At 65.3% G+C, this 22251-nt stretch carries 24 protein-coding genes and 1 pseudogene; 16 read left to right on the forward strand and 9 right to left on the reverse strand.

The window, feature by feature from the left end:
- Positions 1-85: 85 nt before the first annotated feature.
- The 6 genes from VNW74_RS26475 (at position 86) to VNW74_RS26500 (ending at position 5776) form a co-directional block, all read left to right on the forward strand.
- Positions 86-1483: a mannitol dehydrogenase family protein gene (locus VNW74_RS26475; RefSeq protein ID WP_414686786.1), complete on the forward strand. Its 1398-nt coding sequence runs from the start codon at positions 86-88 to the stop codon at positions 1481-1483.
- Complete coding sequence (locus VNW74_RS26480) at positions 1480-2409, forward strand: carbohydrate kinase (RefSeq protein ID WP_325682374.1); 930 nt, start codon at positions 1480-1482, stop codon at positions 2407-2409. The genes VNW74_RS26475 and VNW74_RS26480 overlap by 4 nt, the downstream gene beginning before the upstream one ends.
- Positions 2410-2483: 74 nt before the next feature.
- A complete protein-coding gene (locus VNW74_RS26485) occupies positions 2484-3404 on the forward strand; it encodes a Ku protein (protein WP_325682377.1) in 921 nt (306 codons plus the stop codon).
- Positions 3405-3479: 75 nt separating this feature from the next.
- Positions 3480-4586 (forward strand): phosphatidylinositol-specific phospholipase C domain-containing protein, encoded by a 1107-nt coding sequence (locus tag VNW74_RS26490; RefSeq protein WP_325682414.1) that lies wholly within the window; start codon positions 3480-3482, stop codon positions 4584-4586.
- A 235-nt stretch (positions 4587-4821) separates the two neighbouring features.
- On the forward strand, positions 4822-5223 hold the full coding sequence (locus tag VNW74_RS26495) for a hypothetical protein (protein WP_325682379.1): 402 nt from the start codon (positions 4822-4824) through the stop codon (positions 5221-5223).
- A 232-nt stretch (positions 5224-5455) separates the two neighbouring features.
- On the forward strand, positions 5456-5776 hold the full coding sequence (locus VNW74_RS26500) for an EthD family reductase (RefSeq protein ID WP_325682381.1): 321 nt from the start codon (positions 5456-5458) through the stop codon (positions 5774-5776).
- 15 nt (positions 5777-5791) lie between these two features.
- Here VNW74_RS26500 and VNW74_RS26505 read toward each other — a convergent pair whose 3' ends face one another.
- Both VNW74_RS26505 and VNW74_RS26510 read right to left on the reverse strand, forming a co-directional pair.
- Positions 5792-6223, reverse strand: a complete 432-nt coding sequence (locus tag VNW74_RS26505) for a hypothetical protein (RefSeq protein ID WP_325682383.1) — start codon at positions 6221-6223, stop codon at positions 5792-5794.
- 194 nt (positions 6224-6417) lie between these two features.
- The gene (locus VNW74_RS26510) at positions 6418-7872 is read right to left on the reverse strand and encodes an HNH endonuclease signature motif containing protein (RefSeq protein ID WP_325682385.1); all 1455 of its coding nucleotides are present in this window, start codon (positions 7870-7872) and stop codon (positions 6418-6420) included.
- Between the two features lie 112 nt (positions 7873-7984).
- Between VNW74_RS26510 and VNW74_RS26515 the strand changes: the two genes are divergently transcribed.
- From VNW74_RS26515 to VNW74_RS26525, 3 genes are read left to right on the forward strand one after another with little or no spacing between them, the layout of a single operon-like run.
- A complete protein-coding gene (locus VNW74_RS26515; RefSeq protein ID WP_325682387.1) occupies positions 7985-8776 on the forward strand; it encodes an SDR family oxidoreductase in 792 nt (263 codons plus the stop codon).
- A gap of 2 nt (positions 8777-8778) precedes the next feature.
- Complete coding sequence (locus VNW74_RS26520; protein ID WP_325682389.1) at positions 8779-9855, forward strand: diacylglycerol kinase; 1077 nt, start codon at positions 8779-8781, stop codon at positions 9853-9855.
- A 49-nt stretch (positions 9856-9904) separates the two neighbouring features.
- Positions 9905-11131 (forward strand): Nramp family divalent metal transporter, encoded by a 1227-nt coding sequence (locus VNW74_RS26525; RefSeq protein ID WP_325682391.1) that lies wholly within the window; start codon positions 9905-9907, stop codon positions 11129-11131.
- A gap of 437 nt (positions 11132-11568) precedes the next feature.
- Here VNW74_RS26525 and VNW74_RS26530 read toward each other — a convergent pair whose 3' ends face one another.
- Positions 11569-11784 carry a hypothetical protein gene (locus VNW74_RS26530; RefSeq protein WP_325682392.1) on the reverse strand — a complete coding sequence of 72 codons (216 nt, stop codon included), beginning with the start codon at positions 11782-11784 and terminating at the stop codon, positions 11569-11571.
- A gap of 224 nt (positions 11785-12008) precedes the next feature.
- Here VNW74_RS26530 and VNW74_RS26535 point away from each other — a divergent pair, with 224 nt between their 5' ends.
- From VNW74_RS26535 to VNW74_RS26545, 3 genes are read left to right on the forward strand one after another with little or no spacing between them, the layout of a single operon-like run.
- On the forward strand, positions 12009-13082 hold the full coding sequence (locus VNW74_RS26535; RefSeq protein ID WP_325682416.1) for a poly-gamma-glutamate hydrolase family protein: 1074 nt from the start codon (positions 12009-12011) through the stop codon (positions 13080-13082).
- A gap of 21 nt (positions 13083-13103) precedes the next feature.
- On the forward strand, positions 13104-13931 hold the full coding sequence (locus VNW74_RS26540; RefSeq protein ID WP_325682394.1) for an LLM class F420-dependent oxidoreductase: 828 nt from the start codon (positions 13104-13106) through the stop codon (positions 13929-13931).
- Positions 13928-15169: a putative sulfate/molybdate transporter gene (locus tag VNW74_RS26545; RefSeq protein ID WP_325682396.1), complete on the forward strand. Its 1242-nt coding sequence runs from the start codon at positions 13928-13930 to the stop codon at positions 15167-15169. The genes VNW74_RS26540 and VNW74_RS26545 overlap by 4 nt, the downstream gene beginning before the upstream one ends.
- On the opposite strand, the gene VNW74_RS26550 is transcribed toward VNW74_RS26545, so the two are convergent.
- From VNW74_RS26550 to glp, 3 genes are read right to left on the reverse strand one after another with little or no spacing between them, the layout of a single operon-like run.
- The gene (locus tag VNW74_RS26550) at positions 15063-15548 is read right to left on the reverse strand and encodes a MogA/MoaB family molybdenum cofactor biosynthesis protein (RefSeq protein WP_414686787.1); all 486 of its coding nucleotides are present in this window, start codon (positions 15546-15548) and stop codon (positions 15063-15065) included. The two genes, VNW74_RS26545 and VNW74_RS26550, sit on opposite strands and share 107 nt — an antisense overlap.
- Positions 15542-16030, reverse strand: coding sequence for a cyclic pyranopterin monophosphate synthase MoaC (gene moaC, locus VNW74_RS26555; RefSeq protein ID WP_325682399.1), 489 nt, complete (start codon positions 16028-16030; stop codon positions 15542-15544). Before moaC ends, VNW74_RS26550 begins: the two co-directional genes overlap by 7 nt.
- 15 nt (positions 16031-16045) lie before the next feature.
- On the reverse strand, positions 16046-17251 hold the full coding sequence (gene glp / locus VNW74_RS26560) for a gephyrin-like molybdotransferase Glp (RefSeq protein WP_325682401.1): 1206 nt from the start codon (positions 17249-17251) through the stop codon (positions 16046-16048).
- Between the two features lie 35 nt (positions 17252-17286).
- On the opposite strand from glp, the gene VNW74_RS26565 reads away from it, so the two are divergent.
- Entirely contained in the window at positions 17287-17706 is a 420-nt protein-coding gene (locus tag VNW74_RS26565; protein ID WP_325682418.1) for a molybdenum cofactor biosynthesis protein MoaE, read from the forward strand.
- Positions 17707-17722: 16 nt separating this feature from the next.
- On the opposite strand, the gene VNW74_RS26570 is transcribed toward VNW74_RS26565, so the two are convergent.
- From VNW74_RS26570 to VNW74_RS26580, 3 genes are all read right to left on the reverse strand, one after another.
- Positions 17723-17980 carry a MoaD/ThiS family protein gene (locus VNW74_RS26570; protein WP_325682403.1) on the reverse strand — a complete coding sequence of 86 codons (258 nt, stop codon included), beginning with the start codon at positions 17978-17980 and terminating at the stop codon, positions 17723-17725.
- A gap of 1 nt (position 17981) precedes the next feature.
- Complete coding sequence (gene moaA / locus VNW74_RS26575; RefSeq protein ID WP_325682405.1) at positions 17982-19061, reverse strand: GTP 3',8-cyclase MoaA; 1080 nt, start codon at positions 19059-19061, stop codon at positions 17982-17984.
- Positions 19062-19275: 214 nt separating this feature from the next.
- Positions 19276-20037, reverse strand: a complete 762-nt coding sequence (locus tag VNW74_RS26580; RefSeq protein ID WP_414686783.1) for a hemerythrin domain-containing protein — start codon at positions 20035-20037, stop codon at positions 19276-19278.
- Between the two features lie 67 nt (positions 20038-20104).
- Here VNW74_RS26580 and VNW74_RS26585 point away from each other — a divergent pair, with 67 nt between their 5' ends.
- The 3 genes and pseudogenes from VNW74_RS26585 to VNW74_RS26595 all read left to right on the forward strand — a co-directional run.
- Entirely contained in the window at positions 20105-20473 is a 369-nt protein-coding gene (locus tag VNW74_RS26585; RefSeq protein WP_414686784.1) for an ArsR/SmtB family transcription factor, read from the forward strand.
- A pseudogene (gene arsB / locus VNW74_RS26590) lies at positions 20464-21968 on the forward strand (ACR3 family arsenite efflux transporter). Before VNW74_RS26585 ends, arsB begins: the two are co-directional and overlap by 10 nt.
- A gap of 28 nt (positions 21969-21996) precedes the next feature.
- The coding region (locus tag VNW74_RS26595) for an ArsI/CadI family heavy metal resistance metalloenzyme (protein ID WP_325682407.1) at positions 21997-22251 on the forward strand (255 nt) is incomplete at its 3' end.

Below are 22251 nucleotides of genomic sequence, written 5' to 3' on the forward strand. Positions count from 1 at the left end.
GTCAAGAGGTGCTACGGCCCCGATAACGATGCGAGTCGATCCGGGCTGTGGCCCGGGGAGGAGTTGGCCAATGGTGGCGAGCGCGATGAACGTGAACAACGCAGCGCTAACAAGGCTGCCGATCGCTACGCCGAGCTATGACCGCGACAGCGTCAGCGTCGGTATCGCACATATCGGGGCCGGTCACTTCCACCGGGCGCATCAGGCCATGTACATCGACCGATTGCTGCAGCGGGGCTTGGCGCGCGAGTGGGGCATCTGCGGGGTAGGGGTGATGCCCGGCGATTGGACGATGCGCGACGTCCTGCGTGACCAGGACGGGCTGTACACCCTGATCCTGGAGAACCCCGACGGCAGCCGGGACGCACAAGTGATCGGTTCGATCATCGACTATCGCTATGCGCCCGACGATCCGGAGGCCGCGTTGGAGTTGCTGGCCGCCGCATCCACTCGGATTATCTCGCTGACCATCACCGAGGGCGGTTACCGCGACCCAGACGGGCCCGCGTTCGCGTTGATCACCGAGGCTCTGGCCAGGCGTCGCGGTCGCGGAATCGCCGCACCGACGATCGTGTCGTGCGACAACATCGAGGGCAACGGTGCGATCGCACGGGGCGCCATCCTCGCGCATGCCGAACAACGAGATCCCGCGCTCGCCGGGTGGGTGGCGGAACACGTCCGGTTCCCGAGTTCGATGGTGGACCGGATCACCCCGTCCACGACACTGGAGATGGCCGCGGCGGTGCGGCGCGACTTCGGTGTCGCCGACCGGTGGCCGGTGGTGACCGAGCCGTTCACCGCCTGGGTCCTCGAAGACGACTTCGCCGACGGCAGGCCGCCGTTGGAGCAGGCGGGTGTGCTGCTGGTCGACGATGTCGGCCCGTACGAGTCGATGAAGCTCCGACTGCTCAACGCGGGACATCAGTGTCTGTGCTACTTCGCGCATCTGTGCGGCTTCGAGTTTGTCCACGACGCCGCGCGTGATCCGTTGTTCGCCGAATTCCTGCTGTCCTACTTCGATTTCGAGGCCATCCCAACGCTGCCACCCGTGCCCGGGATCGACCTACATGACTACAGCCGCACGCTGATCGAGCGGTTCGCCAACCCAGGCGTGCGCGACACGGTTGCACGGCTGTGCGCCTACTCGTCGGACCGTATCCCGAAATGGCTGCTGCCGGTGATCTGCGACAACCTGGCCAGCGATGGCTCGGTTCGGTTTGCGGCGGCGACGGTGGCGAGCTGGGCTCGCTACGCCGAGGGCGTCAGCGAGTGGGGTGAGCCGACCGAGGTGGTGGACCAGCTGGCCGACTCGCTGGTGCCGATCGCCCGGTCGCAGCACGAGCATCCCACTGCGTTCATCGAGAGCACCGCGGTGTTCGGGGATCTGGCCCAGCAGCCACGCTTCGTGCAGGCATACCGTTGGGCGCTGGAGTCGTTGCACCGCAACGGAGCTCGGGCGACCCTGGAGGCGTTACTGCGATGACCCGCGGGCTGGTGATCGGCGAGTCGCTGATTGACATTGTGGAGCGGGACGGGCGAACCGACGACGAGCATGTCGGCGGCAGCCCACTCAATGTCGCCGTCGGACTGGCCCGGCTGGGCCGCGACGTCGATTTTCTGACGCGCATCGGCGATGACCCACATGGTCGGCGTATCGCTGACTACGTCAATGCTGCGGGGGTGCAACTTGTTTCGGGAAGTCAGGTAGCCGGCCGGACAGCGACTGCGCGACTGGCCGTCGGCGAAGACGGGTCGGCCGACTATGTGTTCGATCTGGATTGGCAGCTTTCCGGTACGCCGATGGTGACACCGCCGCTTTTCGCGCACACCGGATCGATTGCCGCCGTGCAGGACCCGGGATGCTTGGCGGTCGCGGCTTTGATCGACACCTATCGCGTCTCGGCCACGGTCACTTTCGACCCCAACGTCCGCCCGTCGCTGATCGCCGACCGAGATCTGGCGCGCCAACGCATCGAGCATCTCGTGGAGCGCAGCGACATCGTAAAAGTCAGCGAAGACGACCTGCGGTGGATCGACCCCAACCGTCCCCCCGAGCGCATGGCCCAAACCTGGCTGGCGCTGGGTCCGGCCGTTGTCGCGGTGACAATGGCGGACCGGGGAGCGATGGCGGTCTGTGCGGCCGGTGTAGCGCGGGTGCCGGCCCGACCGGTGGAAGTCGTCGACACCGTCGGCGCCGGTGACGCGTTCATGGCCGGCCTGATCGACGCGCTGTGGGGACGCGGTTTGTTGGGCGCGCAGCGACGCGCCGAGCTTGCCGGGATCGACCTGGATGCGCTGACCGCAGCGCTTGAGGCGGCGAGCCTGTCGTCAGCGCTGACCGTCGCTCGCGCGGGTGCTGACCTGCCGGACCGGGCGGCGCTGGAGGCCGCAGTGGACCGACCCGACTGAAAGCGCATCGTGAGGGCCGCCCCAAGCCCGTGGTTAGGCGCTTATCGGGATGGCCGTATGGGCATACTGACTGTATGCGATCCATCTGGAAGGGCTCGATCTCCTTCGGGCTGGTGAACGTCCCGGTCAAGGTGTACAGCGCAACCGAGGACCACGACATCAAGTTCCATCAGGTGCACGCCAAGGACAACGGCCGCATCCGATACAAGCGCGTGTGCGAGATATGCGGCGAAGTTGTCGAGTACCGCGATATCGCGCGCGCATACGAATCCGACGATGGCCAGACGGTGGTGATCACCGACGACGACATCGCGACGCTGCCCGAAGAGCGCAGCCGCGAAATCGAGGTGTTGGAGTTCGTCCCGGCCAGCGAGCTGGACCCGATGATGTACGACCGCAGCTACTTCCTCGAGCCGGATGGTAAGTCCACCAAATCCTATGTGCTGCTGGCCAAGACGCTGGCCGACACCGATCGGGTTGCGATCGTGCATTTCGCCTTGCGCAACAAGACCCGGCTTGCGGCGTTGCGGGTCAAGGATTTCAGCAAGCGCGAGGTGATGGTGATCCACACGCTGTTGTGGCCCGACGAGATCCGCGACCCCGACTTCCCGGTGCTGGACAAGAAGGTCGACATCAAACCGGCCGAACTCAAGATGGCCGGGCAGGTGGTCGAGTCGATGGCCGACGACTTCAACCCGGACCGCTATCACGACGACTACCAGGAGCAGCTGCACGAGCTGGTGCAGGCCAAACTCGAAGGCGGAGAAGCATTCACCACCGAAGAGCAGCCTAAAGAGCTCGACGAGAGCGAAGACGTCTCCGATCTGCTCGCCAAGCTGGAGGCCAGCGTCAAGGCGCGGTCGGACAGTGCGAAGGCGCCGGCGAAGAAGACTCCCGCCAAGAAGACTCCCGCCAAGAAGGCGCCGGCCAAGAAGGTTGCCGCCAAAAAGGCACCGGCCAAGAAGGTTGCCGCCAAGACGGGCTCAAAGTCCTAGTGGGCTATGCGCCAGCGACTGTGCCCGCCGTGCGAGTCGGGGGTGAACACGGCGTTTGCAGGTTAGGTTGTGGCGATGCGGCAAAATGTGGGAGTGGGCGGTTGGATGCCACTTTCGCGCCGTGATCTGCTCAAATATGCCGCTGCTGTCCCTGGTGCTCTCGGCCTGAGCGCCCTGGTAGCGCCACCGGCAGCGGCGAAGGCCGCAAGCGCAACCTGGATGGCCAACATGCTGCAGCAGATCGGCGATGTGCCGCTATGTCGGGTCGCGCTGCCAGGCACGCACGATTCCGGCACCTATGGGATGACAACGCAATCGGCGCTTGACCCGTATAACGAGGGTGCTCGCGCTCGAGTCGTCAAAACGGTGGACAGTGTGGCGGAGCAGCGGCGAATTAGCGCTAGGCCATTGATGTTGGGGTGGTCACAGGCTCAGGATCTGAGCGTCAGCGATCAGCTGCACGCGGGGATCCGCTACCTGGATCTTCGGGTCTCGTTGGTGGATTCCACTTATGTGCTCGGCCACGTCCTAGTGTGCGGGACTTTGGACGACGCGTTGCATCAGGTCGTGATGTTCACTCAGCAGTACGCCGGCGAGCTGATCATCCTCGACGTTAACCATCTCTACGGGATGGAAACCATCGAGTCCCAAGTCGCTCTCATTGATTTCATCGCCGAGATTCTTGATGGCCGCCTGGTCCAGGGTCCCCCGACGCTTGGCCCGAGCAACACTGTCAATGAGATCCTGCAGCACGATCCCGTCGGCACGGCGCGGTTGATTCTGCTCTTCTCTTCTTCCGCCGCCATCGCAGCGTCTGGGCGTACGGACGTCTGGTGCTCGGAGGCAGAAAACTACCCTCCGTGCGAGTCCAGCCAAATCATCTCGCTGTGGCCCGATCAGGACAACGCAACTGGCGTGCTCGACCACATCAGGTCGCAGCCAGAGCGAGACCTCAACCGGTTCTACGTTTCCCAGGGACAGATCACCCCAAGTGAACAACTAATAAGTCTGTCGTCGCATCCGGGCAGTCTTCGGGAGGCGGCCAAACTCTATAATCCCGAGGTTATCTCGATGGCTGCACGAGAATGGCGGGGCGCGGGCGCCAACATCATCATCCTGGACTTTTTTGAGACCCCCTCTCGAGGACTGCTCGACGTCTGCCAGCTCCTGAATGGTGCCTAGCCGCGCTGGCGAACGCTCCACTACCGCAAGGAAATCAGCGATTTAGGCCACCTGCTCAGGTGACGCCGACCGAGTGAGGGTCCTGGCAATGACCACTTGTTCGAACCGAAATCGGGCCAATCATTACAAACGTCGTTCTGGGTCCCGCGTTGCTAGCAAACTATAGACTTGCGCCACGGGCAGCGCCTAGGCCGGGAGCGTGATGACGAATCCACATGATGGTGCCAAGTCGGCGGTGAGTGCTGCAACCGCTGTAATCGCGGCGGTCCTGGCGATATTGGGCGGCCTACTATGGGCGCTCGCTATCAGCGACGCTGTGCGCTGGATCGGCTACACGAGGGCGCAGCCGAACCTTTCGGATCAGGCCAGGTCATGGTTTAACGCAGCCGCCTTGGCGTTGACCGTGGTTATGTTGCTGTCGGGCGCGACACTGCTCTTGGCGCGCAAACTGGTGGGTCGGCTTCTTATCGTCATCGGCTGTGGCACCAACATCGCCATGCTCGTCGTCCAAGCATTTTTCCCGGCCAGCGACGCGATCGCTGACATGGCGTGGCCGCCCCTCGTGGTGTTCCCGCTTGCCACCATCGTGTTAGCGCTCGCACCGTCGACCAGACGATGGTGCAAATCCGCACTTTAAGGTGTCGAGCGCAATAGCGTTCAACGTGCGGCGCATCACCCTGCCGGGCGAGCGTAGGCGGGTCGTACCGCGCACCAAATCCCCCCGCAGCACGAAGGGGTCAGAGGGTAGGGTCGTGCCGTCGGCCGCGGCCATAGGAGGCGCGGGCAATTGAGGCACCGAACTACTACCGCCGCGCCCGCCCGGGCGCTCAACACCGGCTCAAATTTATCAGCGACGCGAGGGAAATCCATTGTCCGAAACCAAGATCACGGTCATCTATGACAACCCCATCGACCCGGCCGCCTTCGAAGCCGCCTATGAATCGGAGCAACTGGAGGCCGCTCGACGGATACCGGGATATCTCCGGCTCGAGGCATCGAAGGTCTGGCCGAAAGAAGATGGTAGTCCGACGCCTGCTTACCGCATGATCGACCTGTACTACTCGGATTACGCTGCCGTCAGTACCGCGGTGACCACACCGCAAGCAGGCGAGTTCTTCGCCGCCATGGCACGACTCTCCACCGGCGGCGTACGTGTACTTGTCTCCGACATCGAGGTGCCGCAGCACTGATCTCGAGGCGCCTGTTCAACAGGGGACCCTGACCGTATTGAACCGGCAGACCTCGTTCGGCACGTTCGGCGGCGGTGACGCCGACAGCTGCAACATCCTCGCCCACACCTGCTGCACGTCCGGCGCCTCCAACTGCGACAAGTCCACGGGCGACGGCAGCGGCGGCAAGTCCGGCCCGCCTGGCAGCACCACCGCCCCTTGCGGCAACACCGTCCCCTGCGGCATCGGCGGCACCGGCATCCCGCCCGGCAGCAACACCGTCCCCGGCGGCAACGCCGCCCCTGGCGGCAGCGGCAGCCCCGGCGTCGGGGCCGGGAAGTCAGTGGCCTGATCGACCAGGCGCACTGACCCCGATGCGACCGTGGTTTCACCCTTACCCAGCGGTGCGGCGTCACAGAGCGCGGCCATCGCGATGGCCGCCGCGGCCCCGACGAAAATCGCTTGCATTACACGGCGACGTTGACACCGACCGTGGCCTGAATTGATTCCATGCCACTGGTGGTCGATGGGTGTTGACATCCCTAAATATTGGGTGTCGCTTTTAGCCCCAGGCTTGGCGGCAATTATCGATCCGCTGTGAGGTGCAGCCTGAAGTTCGGCTTCACGCCGCATCTGGACGGCGGCCCGAATACCGCGCCCGCCTAGAACGGCGGTGGTTCGTCGGGATCTCCGAATGGTGCAGCGCGAGCATGCGCGTAGGCGCGTTGTCGGGCCAGCCTGTCGTTACGGTTGCGATTGCGCTCTGCGGAGACGCGCTGCGATCGCTGCTGAGCGCGAGTGCGTCGTCGGATGGGCATCATGGCGGTGCGTTCACCACAGCGGTCGCTGGAATTCGTTGTGGGTTCGGACAATTCGCCGGTCGGTACCGTCATCGCCGGAAAGAGGATTGCACTGCCGGGGCTGGTGACATAGGTCTGCCCCGAAGGCAGCGTCCAGATGACCGTACCGTCGGCCAGCTGTTTGTCCCGCCACCCCCAAAACGTCTTGAGTAAATGGTGTTTGCGGCATACACACTTCAAGTTGGACGGGTGGGTGCGCCCACCGTCGGCATAGGGAATGGTGTGGTCGATGTCGCAATACACCGCAGGCTGATCGCAACCGGGCGCACGGCAGGTCAGATCCCGGCATCGAACAAACTCGGCCAGTTTCGCTGACGGGATGTAGTGCGGCTCGGCAGCTAACGGAAAGGTCAACGGCCGCAGCGTTGCTGACTTGGCCAATTCGGCGACAACCTCGGGCGGAATAAGCCCGTCCGCGCCGGCCATGTACCCCGGCGTGGTTCCGTTGCCGTCAACACTGGCCTGTTCGGCGACCACATGGATCACCACATTGCGGTTTCGCATGCGGCCCCGCGTCTCCGCGCAGTCCGAATCCCCGCAGGTACAGATCAACCGGTCGGCGCCGGCGACCAAGGCGCCCAACGCATCGGCGCGCCGCTGCGCCTTCGTCCGCGGATCGGCCTCACACACCGTGCCCGCGAGCTCAGCTAAGCGACGATCCAGCGCTCGGCCAGTGCTGGCGAACACATTGCCATACACCTCGGCGATACCCGGTGCCGATTCCGACACATTCAGGTAGCGGGTTTTGACCTCTTTGTTGGTCCGGCGGATCGCGTCACGATCGACTTCGGCCACGATGGCATCAACCCGCAACGCCAGATTGCCCCGGGTAAGCGACGGCCAGCGCGGGGCGCGCATCGCCACCTGTGCATCGACTGCAGCCAGGGCCTTCTCGTCGGTGATCAGCGCCGTGCGGTCGGCGATCACACGGAACATCGCGTAGTTGATGTCCCCGACCTCCAGACATTGCCCCACTTTGGGCAACCGCTCGCGCATGACTTCCGCATCGGACATGTAGCTCGACGCCAGCGCCCGGCTGACCCGCAGGGCCGCAGCCAGTTCGGCGGTGATCGCGTCCCACAGGTCGGCGACCCACTCCGCGCAATCGCCGTACTGGCGATCCCGCAGCCGCATCAGGTCGGCGACCGCGTTGAGGCGCCGCGCCGTGGCCTGCGCTTCGGTTCTCGCCGCCGCGCACACCTGATCGAGCAGCACAGCCGACTCGCTCGTGGCCGATAACTCCAGCAACTCGAACATACATTCGATCGTAGCGCGGGCTTCTGACAAAGGCTGTCGCGGCGCAAGAAAACTAGAACGTGTTTCAGAAATCGGGTTCCGAGACTGCTGCTGCCTTGTTACGGTGGCGCCCGTGATCCTGGACAAATTCCGACTCGACGACAACGTCGCCGTCGTCACCGGTGGCGGGCGCGGACTCGGCGCGGCCATCGCACTGGCCTTCGCTGAGGTCGGCGCCGACGTTGTCATTGCCTCGCGCACCCAATCCGAGCTAGAGGCCGTTGCCGATCAGGTCCGCGCCGCCGGACGTCGGGCCCACGTCGTCACCGCGGACCTGGCCCACCCCGAGGCGACCGCGGAACTCGCCGGCCAGGCCGTCGAAGCCTTCGGACGGCTGGACATCGTGGTCAACAACGTCGGCGGCACCATGCCCAACGCCCTGTTGAGCACGTCGACAAGGGACCTCAAAGCCGCGTTCACCTTCAACGTCGCCACCGCGCACGCGTTGACCACCGCCGCGGCGCCGCTGATGCTTGAGCATTCCGGCGGCGGCAGCATCATCAACATCACCTCGACGATGGGACGGGTGGCCGGCCGCGGTTTCGCCGCCTACGGCACCGCCAAGGCAGCCCTCGCCCACTACACCCGGCTGGCCGCGCTGGACCTGTGCCCGCGAATCCGGGTCAACGCGATAGCACCGGGCTCGATCGCCACCTCGGCACTGGACATCGTCGCATCCAACGACGAACTGCGCGCGCCGATGGAGAAGGCGACACCGATGCGCCGTCTCGGCGAGCCTGACGAGATCGCTGCCGCCGCGGTGTATTTGGCGTCACCGGCGGGTGCCTATCTCACCGGCAAGGTGCTCGAAGTCGACGGTGGCATCACCTTCCCCAATCTCGACCTACCGATCCCGGACCTGTGACCATGGCCATTCGCGTCGCCCAGATCGGCACCGGCAACGTCGGTGTCCATGCGTTGCGGGCATTGGTCACCAACCCGGGGTTCGAGCTCACCGGGGTATGGGTATCGTCGGAATCCAAAGCCGGTAAAGACGCCGGAGAGCTTGCCGGACTGAAGGATTCGACCGGCATCATCGCGACCACCGACCTGGACGCGGTGCTCGCCACCAACCCGCAATGCGCGGTCTATACCGCGATGGCCGACAACCGGTTGCCCGACGCCCTCGACGATTACCGGCGCATCCTGGCCGCCGGGGTCAACGTCGTCGGCAGCAGCGCGGTCTTCCTGCAATACCCTTGGCAGGTGCTTCCACAAGAGATGCTCGCACCCATCGAAGATGCTGCGCGGGAGGGCAATTCGAGCCTGTTCGTCAACGGCATCGATCCCGGGTTCGCCAACGACCTGCTACCGCTGGCGCTGGCGGGCACCTGCCAGAACATCCAGCAGATCCGCTGCATGGAGATCGTTGACTACGCCACCTACGACAGCGCGACGGTCATGTTCGACGTGATGGGGTTCGGCAAACCGATCGACGAGATCCCGATGCTGCTGCAACCGGGCGTGCTGAGCCTGGCCTGGGGATCGGTAGTGCGGCAGCTTGCCGCCGGGTTGGGTCTCGAACTTGACGCCGTCGAAGAGATGTATGTGCGCGAACCAGCGCCCGAGGACTTCGATATCGCCTCCGGACATATTCCCAAGGGCAGCGCCGCTGCGCTGCGATTCGAGGTCCTCGGATTGGTCGACGGCGATCCCATCGTCGTGCTGGAACATGTCACCCGACTGCGGGATGACCTCTGCCCGGACTGGCCGCAACCGGCCCAGGCCGGCGGGTCCTACCGCATCGAGATCACCGGCGAACCGTCGTACGGCGTCGACGTCTGCTTGAGCAGCCGCAAGGGCGACCACAACCACGCGGGCCTGGTGGCCACCGCGATGCGCGTCGTCAACGCCATCCCCGCGGTGGTGGCCGCCCCGCCCGGAATCCGGACCACGCTAGACCTGCCGCTGGTCACCGGCCGTGGCCTTTACACCGCGGGCTGAACGTTTCGGCTAACCTAACTTTCTTATTCGTAGGTTGAAAGTGAGTTAGGTGACGCAGGAGACCCGGGCCCCGCTCAAAACGGGCTGGTATCTACTCGGCCCCGCATTCGTCGCCGCGATCGCCTATGTCGACCCGGGCAATGTCGCCGCCAACGTCAGCGCCGGCGCACAGTTCGGCTTTTTGCTGCTGTGGGTCATCGTCATTGCCAACGTGATGGCCGGCCTCGTGCAATATCTGTCGGCGAAGCTCGGGCTGGTCACCGGGCGATCGCTGCCGGAAGCAATTGGTGCGCAGCTGAGCCGGCGAGCCCGGCTGGCTTTTTGGGCGCAGGCCGAGGTCGTCGCGATGGCCACCGACGTTGCCGAGGTGGTCGGTGGGGCGATCGCTCTGCGCATCCTGTTTCACCTGCCGCTGCTGATCGGCGGGCTGATCACCGGGGCGGTGTCGCTGCTTCTGCTGAGAATCCAGGACCAACGCGGACAGCAGTTGTTCGAACGGATCATCACCGGATTACTGCTCGTCATTGCGATCGGCTTCACGGCCAGTTTCTTTGTCGCAACGCCGCCTCCCGATGCGGTGATCGGCGGGCTGGTCCCGCGGTTCCGCGGGACGGAGAGCGTGCTGCTGGCCGCCGCCATCCTGGGCGCGACGGTCATGCCACATGCGGTGTATCTGCATTCCGGTTTGGCTCGCGACCGGCACGGCCATCCCGAACCGGGCCCGCGGCGGCGTCGGCTACTGCGCGTCACCCGGTTGGACGTCGCGCTGGCGATGGTGGTGGCCGGCGGGGTGAATGCCGCCATGCTGCTGATGGCAGCGCTCAACATGCGGGAGCGCGGCCGCACCGGTTCCATCGAGGGCGCTTACGCCGCTGTGCGCGACACCGTGAGCCCCACGATCGCGGTGTTCTTCGCGGTCGGACTACTCGTTTCGGGTTTGGCGTCGGCGTCGGTGGGGGCCTACGCCGGCGCGATGATCATGCAGGGGTTGTTGCACCGGTCGGTTCCGATGCTGGTGCGCCGGCTGGTGACGCTGGCGCCCGCGCTATTGATTCTTGCCCTGGGTTTCAACCCGACCCGAACGTTGGTGCTGTCGCAGGTCGTGCTCTCGTTCGGCATTCCGTTCGCGCTGCTTCCGCTGGTTCGGTTGACCAGCAACCACGCGCTCATGGGAATCGACGCGAATCACCGCATCACGACCGCCATTGGGTGGGTGCTCGGCGTGACGATCAGTCTGCTCAACGCAGTGCTGATCTGTCTTACTGTGGCGGGCTAATGCCCTGGCTCACATTCCCGCCTAAGTCGTCAGTGTCGCCGAGCGGGGGTGTTCATTAAGGCGCGTTGGGCGGCGCAGGCGCGTCCGGTGTAGGTGCTGCTGGCGCGGGCGGAGGCGCTGCTGGCGCGCGAGCTGGACCTTGAGCTGGCGGGGGGTTTGGGATTGCCATGCACGCAAAAAAAGTCGCAGGCAGGCACTGGTTAGGCCCGAGCGGCGAGATGGATCCAAAGGCCAGGGCTGCTGCCGCAGCGGCGGCAAATGCTTTGTTCATTTTCTTCTTTCGGAACCCCGACGGCAAAAATTGCCGCGCCAAGTTGAACGCTACGCGCATTCGCAGGTAGCGATGATACGGCTATGTTGCGATTTCTTTTTGAACGCGCGGCCACCGGAGCCGCAGGTCAAGGATGACGCTTGCTAATGGGCAGTGCTGATGTACCTCACCGTGAGCGGGTCGGCATAGCGCGGTTGGCCTTGGCCTTCGGCGTTATCGTGGGGCGCAGCTCGAGGAGTTCGTCCAACAGGGCATCCATCTGAGTTATCGACGGGAGAGCCCCACCCCGTTTGCGGTAAGCACTACGAACGCTGACCAGCAATCGCAATTCCCGTTCGATCGTGTCCCGGTCTCGCGTGGTGTCGCCCACCGAAGCGTCCATCAAATAATCCTTGCACCGAAACGCCGACGCCAACAGCGTGACGCGCCGGAATTAACCTTGCGGTCATTACCCGATCAGATCACCGTGTCGGTGTCGCCGCCCAAGAGTTGTTGGGGGACTTGACCGAACGGGGACTCGGCCGGTTCGTGCCATCCGAACCCCATGACCAGCGCATGCGACGGGTGATGGCCCGTTTAATTCGCCCCGCTAACATCGAAGCCGTGATGCCGGCGGGCCGTCATACCTACTTTGCGTACGGGTCAAACCTGTGCGTGCGGCAGATGGCGCAACGTTGCCCCGATGCCACCAGTCCCCGGCGGGCGGTGCTGGCCGACCACGACTGGCTGATCAATCAGCGCGGCGTGGCCACCGTCGAGCCGTTCAACGGCACTCATGTGCACGGGGTCGTCTGGCAGCTCTCCGATCGCGACATGGCCACCTTGGACAGCGCCGAGGGCGTGCCGCTGCGCTACCGGCGTGACCAGCTGACCGTGCACACCGACGACGGTCCGTCGAAAGCCTGGGTCTATATCGACCACCGGGTGAATCCGGGTGCGCCGCGACCGGGTTACCTCGAACGCATCATCGACGGGGCATTGCATCACGGGTTGCCGCAGCGCTGGATCGACTTTCTGCGCCGATGGGACCCTGCGCGTTGGCCTCGGCCACGGTCGCGGCCTACAACGCCCGCGCCACAGTCGCTTTCCGAGTTGCTGTCCGAGGCCGGGGTGGTCGAGGTAAGCCGGCTGCGGTCGCGCTTCGGCTTTCTCGCCATTCACGGTGGCGGCCTGGAGGAGATGACCGACGTGATCGCCGAACGGGCCGCCGACGCGGCCGACGCGTCGGTGTATCTGGTGCGACACCCCGACCGCTATCCACACCACTTGTCGTCGGCTCGCTTCCGCGTGGGTGAATCGGCCCGACTCGCGGAGTTCCTCGACAACGTCGACATCGCGATCTCGCTGCACGGATACGGGCGGATCGGCCGCGGCACGCAACTGTTGGCCGGAGGCAGCAACCGCGCGTTGGCCGCTCACGTGGCCGGCCACCTCGACCTGCCCGGCTATCAGGTCGTCACCGACATCGACCGGATCCCGCTCGAGCTACGCGGGCTGCATCCGCGCAACCCGGTCAACATGACCCGCGACGGCGGAACCCAGCTGGAATTGCCGACGCGAGTCAGGGGCATCAGCCCACGCAGTCCACTCCCCGGCGACGACGGCTTGTCGCCGGTGACTTCTGCTCTGGTGCAGGGCCTGGCCGCTGCCGCGCGGTCCTGGAAATCGCATTCCGCATAACAACACGATCGGAGTTGGGTGATGGCCGCACAGACGTCTCGCGCCTTTCGGTTTTCGATAGGCATTCACAGCGCGAAATCAAGCGCGGCGCTGCGGGACAAGGCAAGACGTTTGGAGGATGCCGGATTCGACGCCCTTTACCTGCCCGACCACATCGGTGCGCCGGCACCGTTTCCGGTGCTGACCGCGATCGCGGCGGCCACCTCCGCCGTGCGGGTGGGGACCTATGTGCTCAACGCGTGCTTCTACAAGCCGGCCCTGCTGGCTCGCGATGCGGCGGCCGTGAATGACCTGAGCGACGGCCGCCTCGAACTGGGCCTCGGCGCGGGTTACGTGCGGGAGGAATTCGAGGCCGCCGAGCTGCCGTACCCGAGCGCCGGGCAACGCGTCGACTACCTCGAGCACGTCACCACTTACTTGAAGAAGCACCTGCCCAGCGTGCCAATCCTGATCGCCGGCAACGGAAATCGATTGCTGACGATCGCAGCCCAGCATGCCGACATCATCGGCCTGACGGGTGCCAACGACCGCGGAGCCGGCGATGCGCTCGCCGAACGCATCGAGTTAGTCCGCGCCGCCGCCGGTGACCGGTTTGCCGATCTCCAGTTGAACCTGGCGATCACCGGCGTGTCAGACAGTTCCGGGAAACCCGACCTGTCGATGACCCGGAGGTATGCGCCCGACCTGTCCGACGAGCAGTTGCTGGCACTGCCCGCCGTGCTGAGCGGATCGCCCCGCGACATCGCCGACACGTTGCGCGGCTACCGCGAAACCTACGGGCTGACATCCGTCACCGTGCAGGAACACCACGCCGAGACCTTCGCCAAGGTGATCGCGGAATTCCGATGACTGTTGTCGATGAGCTGCCGAAGTCGGGTGAGGGCTCGTTTCGGTTCGACCGGGCCGAATTGGCCGGAGCGGTAGGCGATCTGGGAGTGCTGGTGCCGATCGCGGTGGCACTGATCGTGAAGAACGGTCTCATGCCGACGGCGGTGCTGCTGCCGGCCGGACTGTTGTACGTGGTGGCCGGCCTGGTGTACCGGCTTCCGGTGCCGGTACAGCCGTTGAAGGCCTTCGGAGCGATCGCGATCGCGCACGGTTTCGGCGCCGACGACATCGCCGCGGGTGCCCTGCTGATGGGCGTCATCTTTCTGACGCTCGGGGCATCGGGTCTGTTGGATTGGGTCGCAAAAGTGTTCCCGCAACCGATCATTCGGGGGATCCAGCTCTCGGTGGGACTGCTGTTTTGTCAGTTGGCCTGGAAACTGGTGTCCGCGCCGCCGAAGGCGTTCACCGACCACCGGCACTCGATCTGGTGGCTGGGGATTGTCACCGTGGTCGTGATCGCTGCGGCATTGTTGTTGCGGCGCCACCAGATCACCCTGGTCTTCCTGGTGATTGCCCTAGTGGCGATGGTGTTGACCTTCCACGGCTCGTTCCGCCTCGGCCCGTCGGCGGTGCACACCCCGCACCTGGGTTGGGCCGCGTTCTCCGCCGCGGCTGTCGCCCTGGTGCTGCCCCAGTTGCCGTTGTCCTTCGCCAACTCGTGTTTGGCCACCGCGGACACGGCCCGCGCCTACTTCGGCGATGCCGCCCGCCGGGTGCGGCCAGGGCGGCTGGCAATCACTCTCGGTTTGGCCAACCTTTTCGCCGGCGCGATCAGCGGCATGCCGGTGTGTCACGGCGCCGGGGGGATGACCGCGCATCGCAGCTTCGGTGCCCGCAGCGGTGGGGCACCCATCATGTTGGGCAGCGTGCTGATCGCGCTTGCGCTCGCGACCGGAGCGACGCTGACCGCTGCGCTGGCCGGGTTCCCGGTGCCGATTCTGGCAGGCCTGCTGACCGTCGCCGGCTTGCTGCACATCGCCCTGCTCAAAGACCTGCGGGGACCGTGGCATTGGGCGCTGGCCCTCGCGGTCGGGATCACCGGTTTTCTCAGCAACCTCGCCGTCGCCCTCGTTGGGGCACTTCTGATTTGGTTTATCGGGGGTGGTCTTTACCGGCGATTTGGTCCAGCGCGTGGTCCAGCACGTCGGCAAGCACCCCGAGACCGTCGCGCACCCCGCCCGGTGAACCCGGCAGGTTGACCACCAGGGTCCGCCCGGCCACCCCGCAGACGCCACGGGAAAGCACCGACGTCGGCACCTTCGGTAAACCGGAACGCCGGATGGCGTCGGCCAGCCCGGGAATCTCGTAGTCGAGCACCGCCGTGGTCTGGGCCGGGGTGTCGTCGGTCGGCGAAATGCCGGTGCCACCGGAGGTGATCACCACGTCGACACCGTCGGCGATGGCGTCGCGTAGCGCCTGGCCCACCGGTCCGCCGTCACCGACCAGCACCGGCTCTGCCGACGAGAAGCCACGCTGCGCAAGCCATTCGGAGATTAGCGGCCCGCATCGATCGTGGTAGACCCCGGCCGCCGCGCGGGTCGAGGCGATGATGATGTGCGCGGACCGGTCTGCTAACACCGCACCCACGACCCGTGCCGGCCGCCATCCTTCCGTATCACCCGAATGTCGTCGATGCGCGCAGCCGGGTCCACCGCTTTGATCATGTCGTACAGCGTGAGGGCCGCAACGCTCACCGCGGTCAGCGCCTCCATCTCCACCCCGGTGCGATCGGTGCTGCGGACCGTCACGGTGATGTCGACGTCCGTCTCACCGACGGTGAAATCGACGTCGACGCCGGTCAAGGCCAACTGATGACACAACGGAATCAGGTCGCTGGTGCGTTTGGCGGCCAGAATTCCGGCAACCCGCGCGGTGGCCAGTGCATCGCCCTTGGCCAGTCCGCCCTCCGCGATCAACTGCACCACCTGCGCGGAGGTCCGCAGCGAGCCTGCGGCAACTGCGGTGCGTTTGGAGGCGGCCTTCTCGGTGACGTCGACCATGTGAGCCGCGCCCTGATCGTCGATGTGCGAAAGCGGACCCGCATCAGCCACGCGTGCCATTCTGACAGGTCCGCGCTAGCTGAGATCCCAAATCTGCACCTGCGAACCAGCTGCCAGTTCCGTGACCTCTGCCGGAATGTCGAGCAGGCAGTTCGCCGACGCCAGAAACCGCACATGGTGTGACCCCGGCGGGCCGTGGCTGACCGCGGTGCCGGCGGAGGCATCGAAAATTCCGCGGCGAAACTGGCGCTTACCGGCCGATGAGGTCAACGTCTCGGTCAGCACGGCGGATCGGCGCGGCCGTTCGGGAGCCGACAGCCCCATGGCTGAGCGCAGCGCCGGACGGATGAACACCTCGAAGCACACCAGCGCACTGACCGGATTACCGGGCAGGGTGACGATGGGCGTGCCCGCCACCCGGCCGGTGCCCTGCGGCATGCCCGGCTGCATCGCCACCTTGACGAACTCCACGCCCTGATCGCCGACTCGGCCGAACGCGTCCTTGACCACCTCGTAGGCACCTGCGCTGATGCCGCCGCTGGTGATGATCAGATCCGACTCTGCAGCGTATCGGTCCAGCACTGCGGTGAACTGGGCGACGTCATCACTCACTGTCGCGGCCGCGACCACCTCGGCACAGGTCTCCCGGAGGGCGGCGGCCAGCATGACCGAGTTGGATTCGTAAATCTGCCCCGGCCGCAGCGGCGTACCCGGCGACACCAGCTCCGATCCGGTGGAAATCACCAGGACCCGCTGCGGCGGGATCACCGGCAGCTGGTACAGCCCCAGTGCCGCGGCCAGTCCAACCACCGCCGGCGTGACCACCTGCCCGGCTCGCAACACGATGGTGCCGGCGGCGACGTCCTCGCCGGCGCGGCGGATGTGGCGCCCCTCGGCGCTGGGCGCGTTGATCGTCACCACATCGGTCCGCCCGTCGGTGGCCTCGACGGGCACTACGGCCGTCGCTCCGGCCGGGATCGGCGCTCCGGTCATGATGCGATGGGCCGTCCCCGGCTCGAGCCTGGGGATGTCGATGCGACCGGCCGGAATATCTTCGGCCACAGGCAATTTCACCGGATGGTCCGAGGCCGCTGATGCTATTTCGTCGGCACGCACCGCGTAACCGTCCATTGCGGAGTTGTCGAAAACCGGCAGCGACACCGTCGCGGTCACATCGTCGGACACAACCCGGCCCTCGGCGTCGGCCAGTTCGGCGGCGATGGCGGGCCGGGCAGCAATCAGCCCGACAACAACGCGTTGATGCTCCTCGACCGACCGCATGGAATCACTAAATATAGTTGGTCTCTGTGGAGTGTCTGGTCGTGCGTGCGGCGCTGACCGATCAGCCGATTTCGCTCGCCGAACATCAGGAACTGGTGAGCCATCAGGCGGCGGGAGCCGTTGTGGGGTTCGTCGGCATGATCCGCGACCACGACAACGGACGCCGCGTGGTGAAGCTGGAATACTCCGCGCATCCGTCGGCCGCCGATGTCCTCGCCGAAGTGGTGGCCGACGTCGCCGCGCAGTCCGCTGGGACGCGGGCCATTGCGGCCAGCCACCGGATCGGCGTACTCCAGATCGGCGAAGCGGCGTTGGTCGCCGCGGTCGCCGCCGACCATCGCCAGGCGGCATTCGCCACCTGCGCGGAGCTGGTGGACGCCATCAAGGAGCGGTTGCCGGTGTGGAAACGCCAAATCTTCGCCGACGGAACCGACGAGTGGGTGGGCTCGGCCTAAGTGAGGACGCCGCTGTCTATCCTCCGGCGAACGGCGGCAGCACGTCGATCGTGTTCCCCGCCTGCAGCAGGTGAGCTTGGTCCCGAACCGCCACACCGTCGCATAGAAAAGAGCACCGGACCAGCACGCGGGCGAGTTCCTGGCTGCGGCCCCCCAGCCCGTCGACCAGCTCGGCAACCGTGGCACCGGAACGTATGGTCAGCCGCTCGGAATCGGATCCTGCGGCAGCACGCGCCGCCGCGAAATACCGCACGGTGATCGTCTCAGCCGTCACGTCAGCCGCCAATCGCGCTCATCGGCCGCGCCGGCTGGACGAAGTTCGGGTCGTTGATGCCGTGACCCGCTGGTTTGCCCCACATCGTCGTCCGCCACGCCGCCTCGATCGCGGTGTCGTCGGCGCCGCTGCGCAGCAGCCCCCGCAGGTCGGTCTCCTCGTTGGCGAACAGGCAACTGCGGAGCTGCCCGTCGGCGGTCAACCGGGTGCGGTCACAGCTCGAGCAGAAGGGTTGCGACACCGACGCGATGATTCCGACCTTGCCGGTGCGTCCAGTCTTTCGGTCGGTGATGCGCCACAACTCGGCTGCCGCCGAGCCCCGCGGCGCCCGATCGGGTTCCAGCGTGAACGAATGACGTCGTAGCTGCGCCAGCACTTGGTCCGCGGTGACCGTAGCCTCGCGGCGCCATTCGTGTCCGGCATCCAGCGGCATCTGCTCGATGATCCGCAACTGGTAGTCGTGGCCGAGGCAGAACCGCACCAGCGACACCGCATCGTCGAGGCCGGTGAGCGGGTCCAGCACGGCATTCACCTTCACCGGTCGCAGACCCGCGGCGTGCGCGGCGGCCAGGCCGGCCAGCACATCGGCCAGCCGGTCACGGCGGGTGATCGCCGCGAAATGCCGCTGATCCACGCTGTCCAACGACACGTTCACCCGGTTCAGGCCGGCCCGCGCCAACGCCTCGGCACGGTCGGCCAACAAAACTGCGTTGGTGGTAAGCGCGAGCTCCGGCCGCGGCCGCAGCGCGGCCGTGGCGACGATAATGTCGTCAAGGTGCTTGGCCAGCAACGGTTCTCCACCGGTGAACCGCACCCTGGTTATGCCTAGCCGGGCCACGGCTAAGCGCACCAGCCTGATGATTTCGTCGGGGTGCAGCAGCTGGTCGGCGGGCGACCACGGCAGACCCTCGGCGGGCATGCAGTAGGTGCAGCGTAGATTGCAGCGGTCGGTCAGGGACACCCGCAGATCAGTCGCGTGGCGGCCGTAGCTGTCCACCAACGGACCCGTCGACGGGGGCGCGGTCGCGGAGCCCTCAGCACGGCGCGCTACCAGAGGAACACCGAGCGCTGTGATCGTCATGGCGCCACGTCACCCGAACTAGCCAGCCCGATAGCGGCACTCGCTTGGGTGCTCGTCATGAGCCATTTCCTTCGGTGTATTTATCGGTGGGCCGCTGTGTGCTCACGGGGGCGCTGGATGCCATGTTAGCTGGGTCAAGTCCAGGGGCGTGGGGACCACAACGTCAGTCCAGCTCAGGGCTCCGCACAGTATCACTCCGCGGCGGGCGAGCTGCCTACTGAGTCGGGGTGAACTGGCTCAGGTCGTAGATGCCGAGGCTTTTTTCGATATCGGCGACTTGATCGACGACCCCCTGAAAGCCGGCCTGACCGAACCGCCGGTGCTCCTCGTCTTCGAAGGTCTCGGCCAGGTCGCGAAACTCCTTAGCGGGCATCACGTCACGCAACGCGGGGAAAACGACGGTGTCTTCGCGTGCCTCGTGCGGCTCATACATCCGGATGAAGGCCGACATGTTTTGCACCAGGGCTTGTCGCGCAGGCTGATCGAGCGCAGCCGCTGCGGTGGTGGCAGCGAGGACCCGGTCCGTGAGCACGCGGCCGCGCTGGTGCTGGGTACGCAACACGGTGGTGATGTCGGTGAGTTTGCCTGCCTGTTCGAGCTTAGGAAAGACGTACTGCTCTTCCAGGTGTTCGTGGTAGTCCTCGATGAAACTTCGAATAATCCCAGCGCCCGAGTTGAGCGCTTGAGCCGGATCCTGCTCGCCGGCCTGCAAGCGGCGGATCCCTTCTCGATAGACGAGCAAGATGCGCTTGAGTACTCCATGCTCGCGCATCAAATCCTCGGGTGGCGTGACTGGCACCTCCTCGTCCGAGGGTGGGCCGGGCTGGGCTGCGCTGGGCTTGGGTGGCGCGCTGCCGCATGCCGCTAGGGCGATAACACCGGCTGCGGACATCGAGGTCCCGAGAAGGTGACGCCGGCCCACGGCCGGTGGCAGCTGTTCTGTCACGGTCACACCTTTCTTCGCTGTGCCCATCATTTGGATTGGGTCAGTCCACTTTCCCTGTCGCCTAGCATCTTAATTCGATATCTGTTTATATAGAAGAGTGTCGAATCAACCCATGGTGGGGTGTTGCCCGGGTTTGGGGGTGGCCGCCTTGGGCGAGCCGCAGGCTGTCGCGCTGGCGGCGATGTTCAAGGCGCTGGGTGATCCGGTGCGGCTGCGGCTGTTGAGCTTGATCGCCAGCCATCCGGGTGGTCAGGCGTGCGTGTGTGAGATTTCGTCAAGCTTTGATGTCTCGCAGCCGACGATCTCCCATCACCTCAAGATGCTGCGTTCGGCCGGGCTGCTGGACTGCGAGCGACGCGGAACTTGGGTCTATTACTGGGTGATTCCCGCTGTGCTGCAACAGCTTTCGTCGGTGCTAAATGTCAATGACCGGGTCATCGAGACATCGCAGCAGTGCTGCCCATGACCTCGACCCGCACAACGGATGTTTTGGCGGCCAGGCTTTCCACACTGGATCGGTTTCTGCCGGTGTGGATCGGGGTCGCAATGGGCGCCGGTCTGCTGCTAGGTCGTTCGATTCCCGGCCTCGGCGGGGTGTTAAGTGCCGTTGAGGTCGACGGGATTTCGCTCCCGATCGCGGTTGGCCTGCTGGTGATGATGTATCCAGTGCTAGCCAAGGTCCGCTACGACCAGCTTGGTGAGGTCACCGCCGATCGCAAACTCATGGTGTCTTCGCTGGTGTTGAACTGGCTGGTGGGGCCAGCGGTGATGTTCACGCTGGCTTGGTTGCTGTTGGCGGATCAGCCCGAGTACCGCACCGGGCTGATCATCGTCGGGCTGGCCCGCTGCATTGCCATGGTCATCATTTGGAACGACCTCGCGTGCGGGGACCGCGAGGCCGCCGCCGTCCTGGTCGCCCTCAACTCCCTGTTCCAGGTCGTCATGTTCGCGGTCCTGGGCTGGTTCTACCTGTCGGTGCTGCCCGGCTGGCTTCACCTGGCCCAAACTGGCATCGACGTGTCGCCGTGGCAGATCGCTAAATCCGTGCTCATCTTCCTGGGCATCCCCCTGGCTGCCGGATACCTGTCTCGTCGCATCGGCGAGAAAGCCAAGGGCCGTGTCTGGTACGAAGAGCGGTTCCTGCCGCGTGTCGGGCCGTGGGCTCTCTACGGCTTGTTATTCACGATCGTCATCCTGTTTGCCCTGCAAGGCCACCAGATCACTACCAGTCCTTGGGATGTCGCCCGCATCGCGCTGCCGCTGCTGGCCTACTTCGCGATCATGTGGGCCGGCGGATACGCCCTCGGGGTGGGGCTGCGGCTGGGGTATGCCCGCACCGCAACGCTGGCATTCACCGCCGCTGGCAACAACTTCGAACTCGCTATCGCCGTGGCGATCGCCACCTACGGCGCCACGTCCGGTCAAGCCCTGGCCGGCGTCGTGGGCCCGCTGATCGAAGTCCCCGTGCTGGTGGGGTTGGTGTACGTGTCGCTGGCCCTGCGCGCGCGAGTCTTTCCCGCAGCCTCCATAGGTCAATCCGTACGGAGTGGCTGCTAATGGCCGACAAACCCAGTGTCCTGTTCGTCTGCGTCCACAACGCAGGCCGATCGCAGATGGCCGCCGGGCTGCTGACCCATCTGGTCGGAGATCGCATCGAGGTTCGTTCCGCGGGAACCGAACCCGCCGACCAGATCAACCCCGTCGCTGTCGCGGCGATGGCCGAACTCGGCGTCGACATCACCGCCGCGACCCCGAAGATCCTTGACGGCGACGCGGTGCAATCCAGCGACGTCGTGATCACTATGGGCTGTGGTGACACCTGCCCCTACTTCCCCGGGGTGTCCTACCGGGATTGGAAATTGCCCGATCCCGCCGGCCAACCACTCGACACGGTCCGCGCCATCCGCGACGACATCGCCAACCGAGTCCAAGCCCTAATCGCAGAACTCATCCCGACCTAAATCCTGCGTCACCGAGAAAGGAATCACCATGTCGCGTGTTCAACTGGCCCTCAACGTCGATGACCTCGACGAGGCAATCACGTTCTACTCCAAACTGTTCAACACCGAGCCAGCCAAAGTGAAACCCGGCTACGCCAACTTCGCAGTCGTCGAACCGCCCCTCAAGCTTGTGCTGCTGGAAAACCCCGGCCATGGTGGCACCCTCAACCATCTCGGCGTCGAAGTCGGCACCAGCGACACCGTCCACACCGAAATCGCCCGGCTCACCGACGAAGGCTTATTC

Origin of the sequence: Mycobacterium sp. (assembly GCF_035570115.1) — a bacterium.
Taxonomy (GTDB): Bacteria; Actinomycetota; Actinomycetes; order Mycobacteriales; family Mycobacteriaceae; genus Mycobacterium.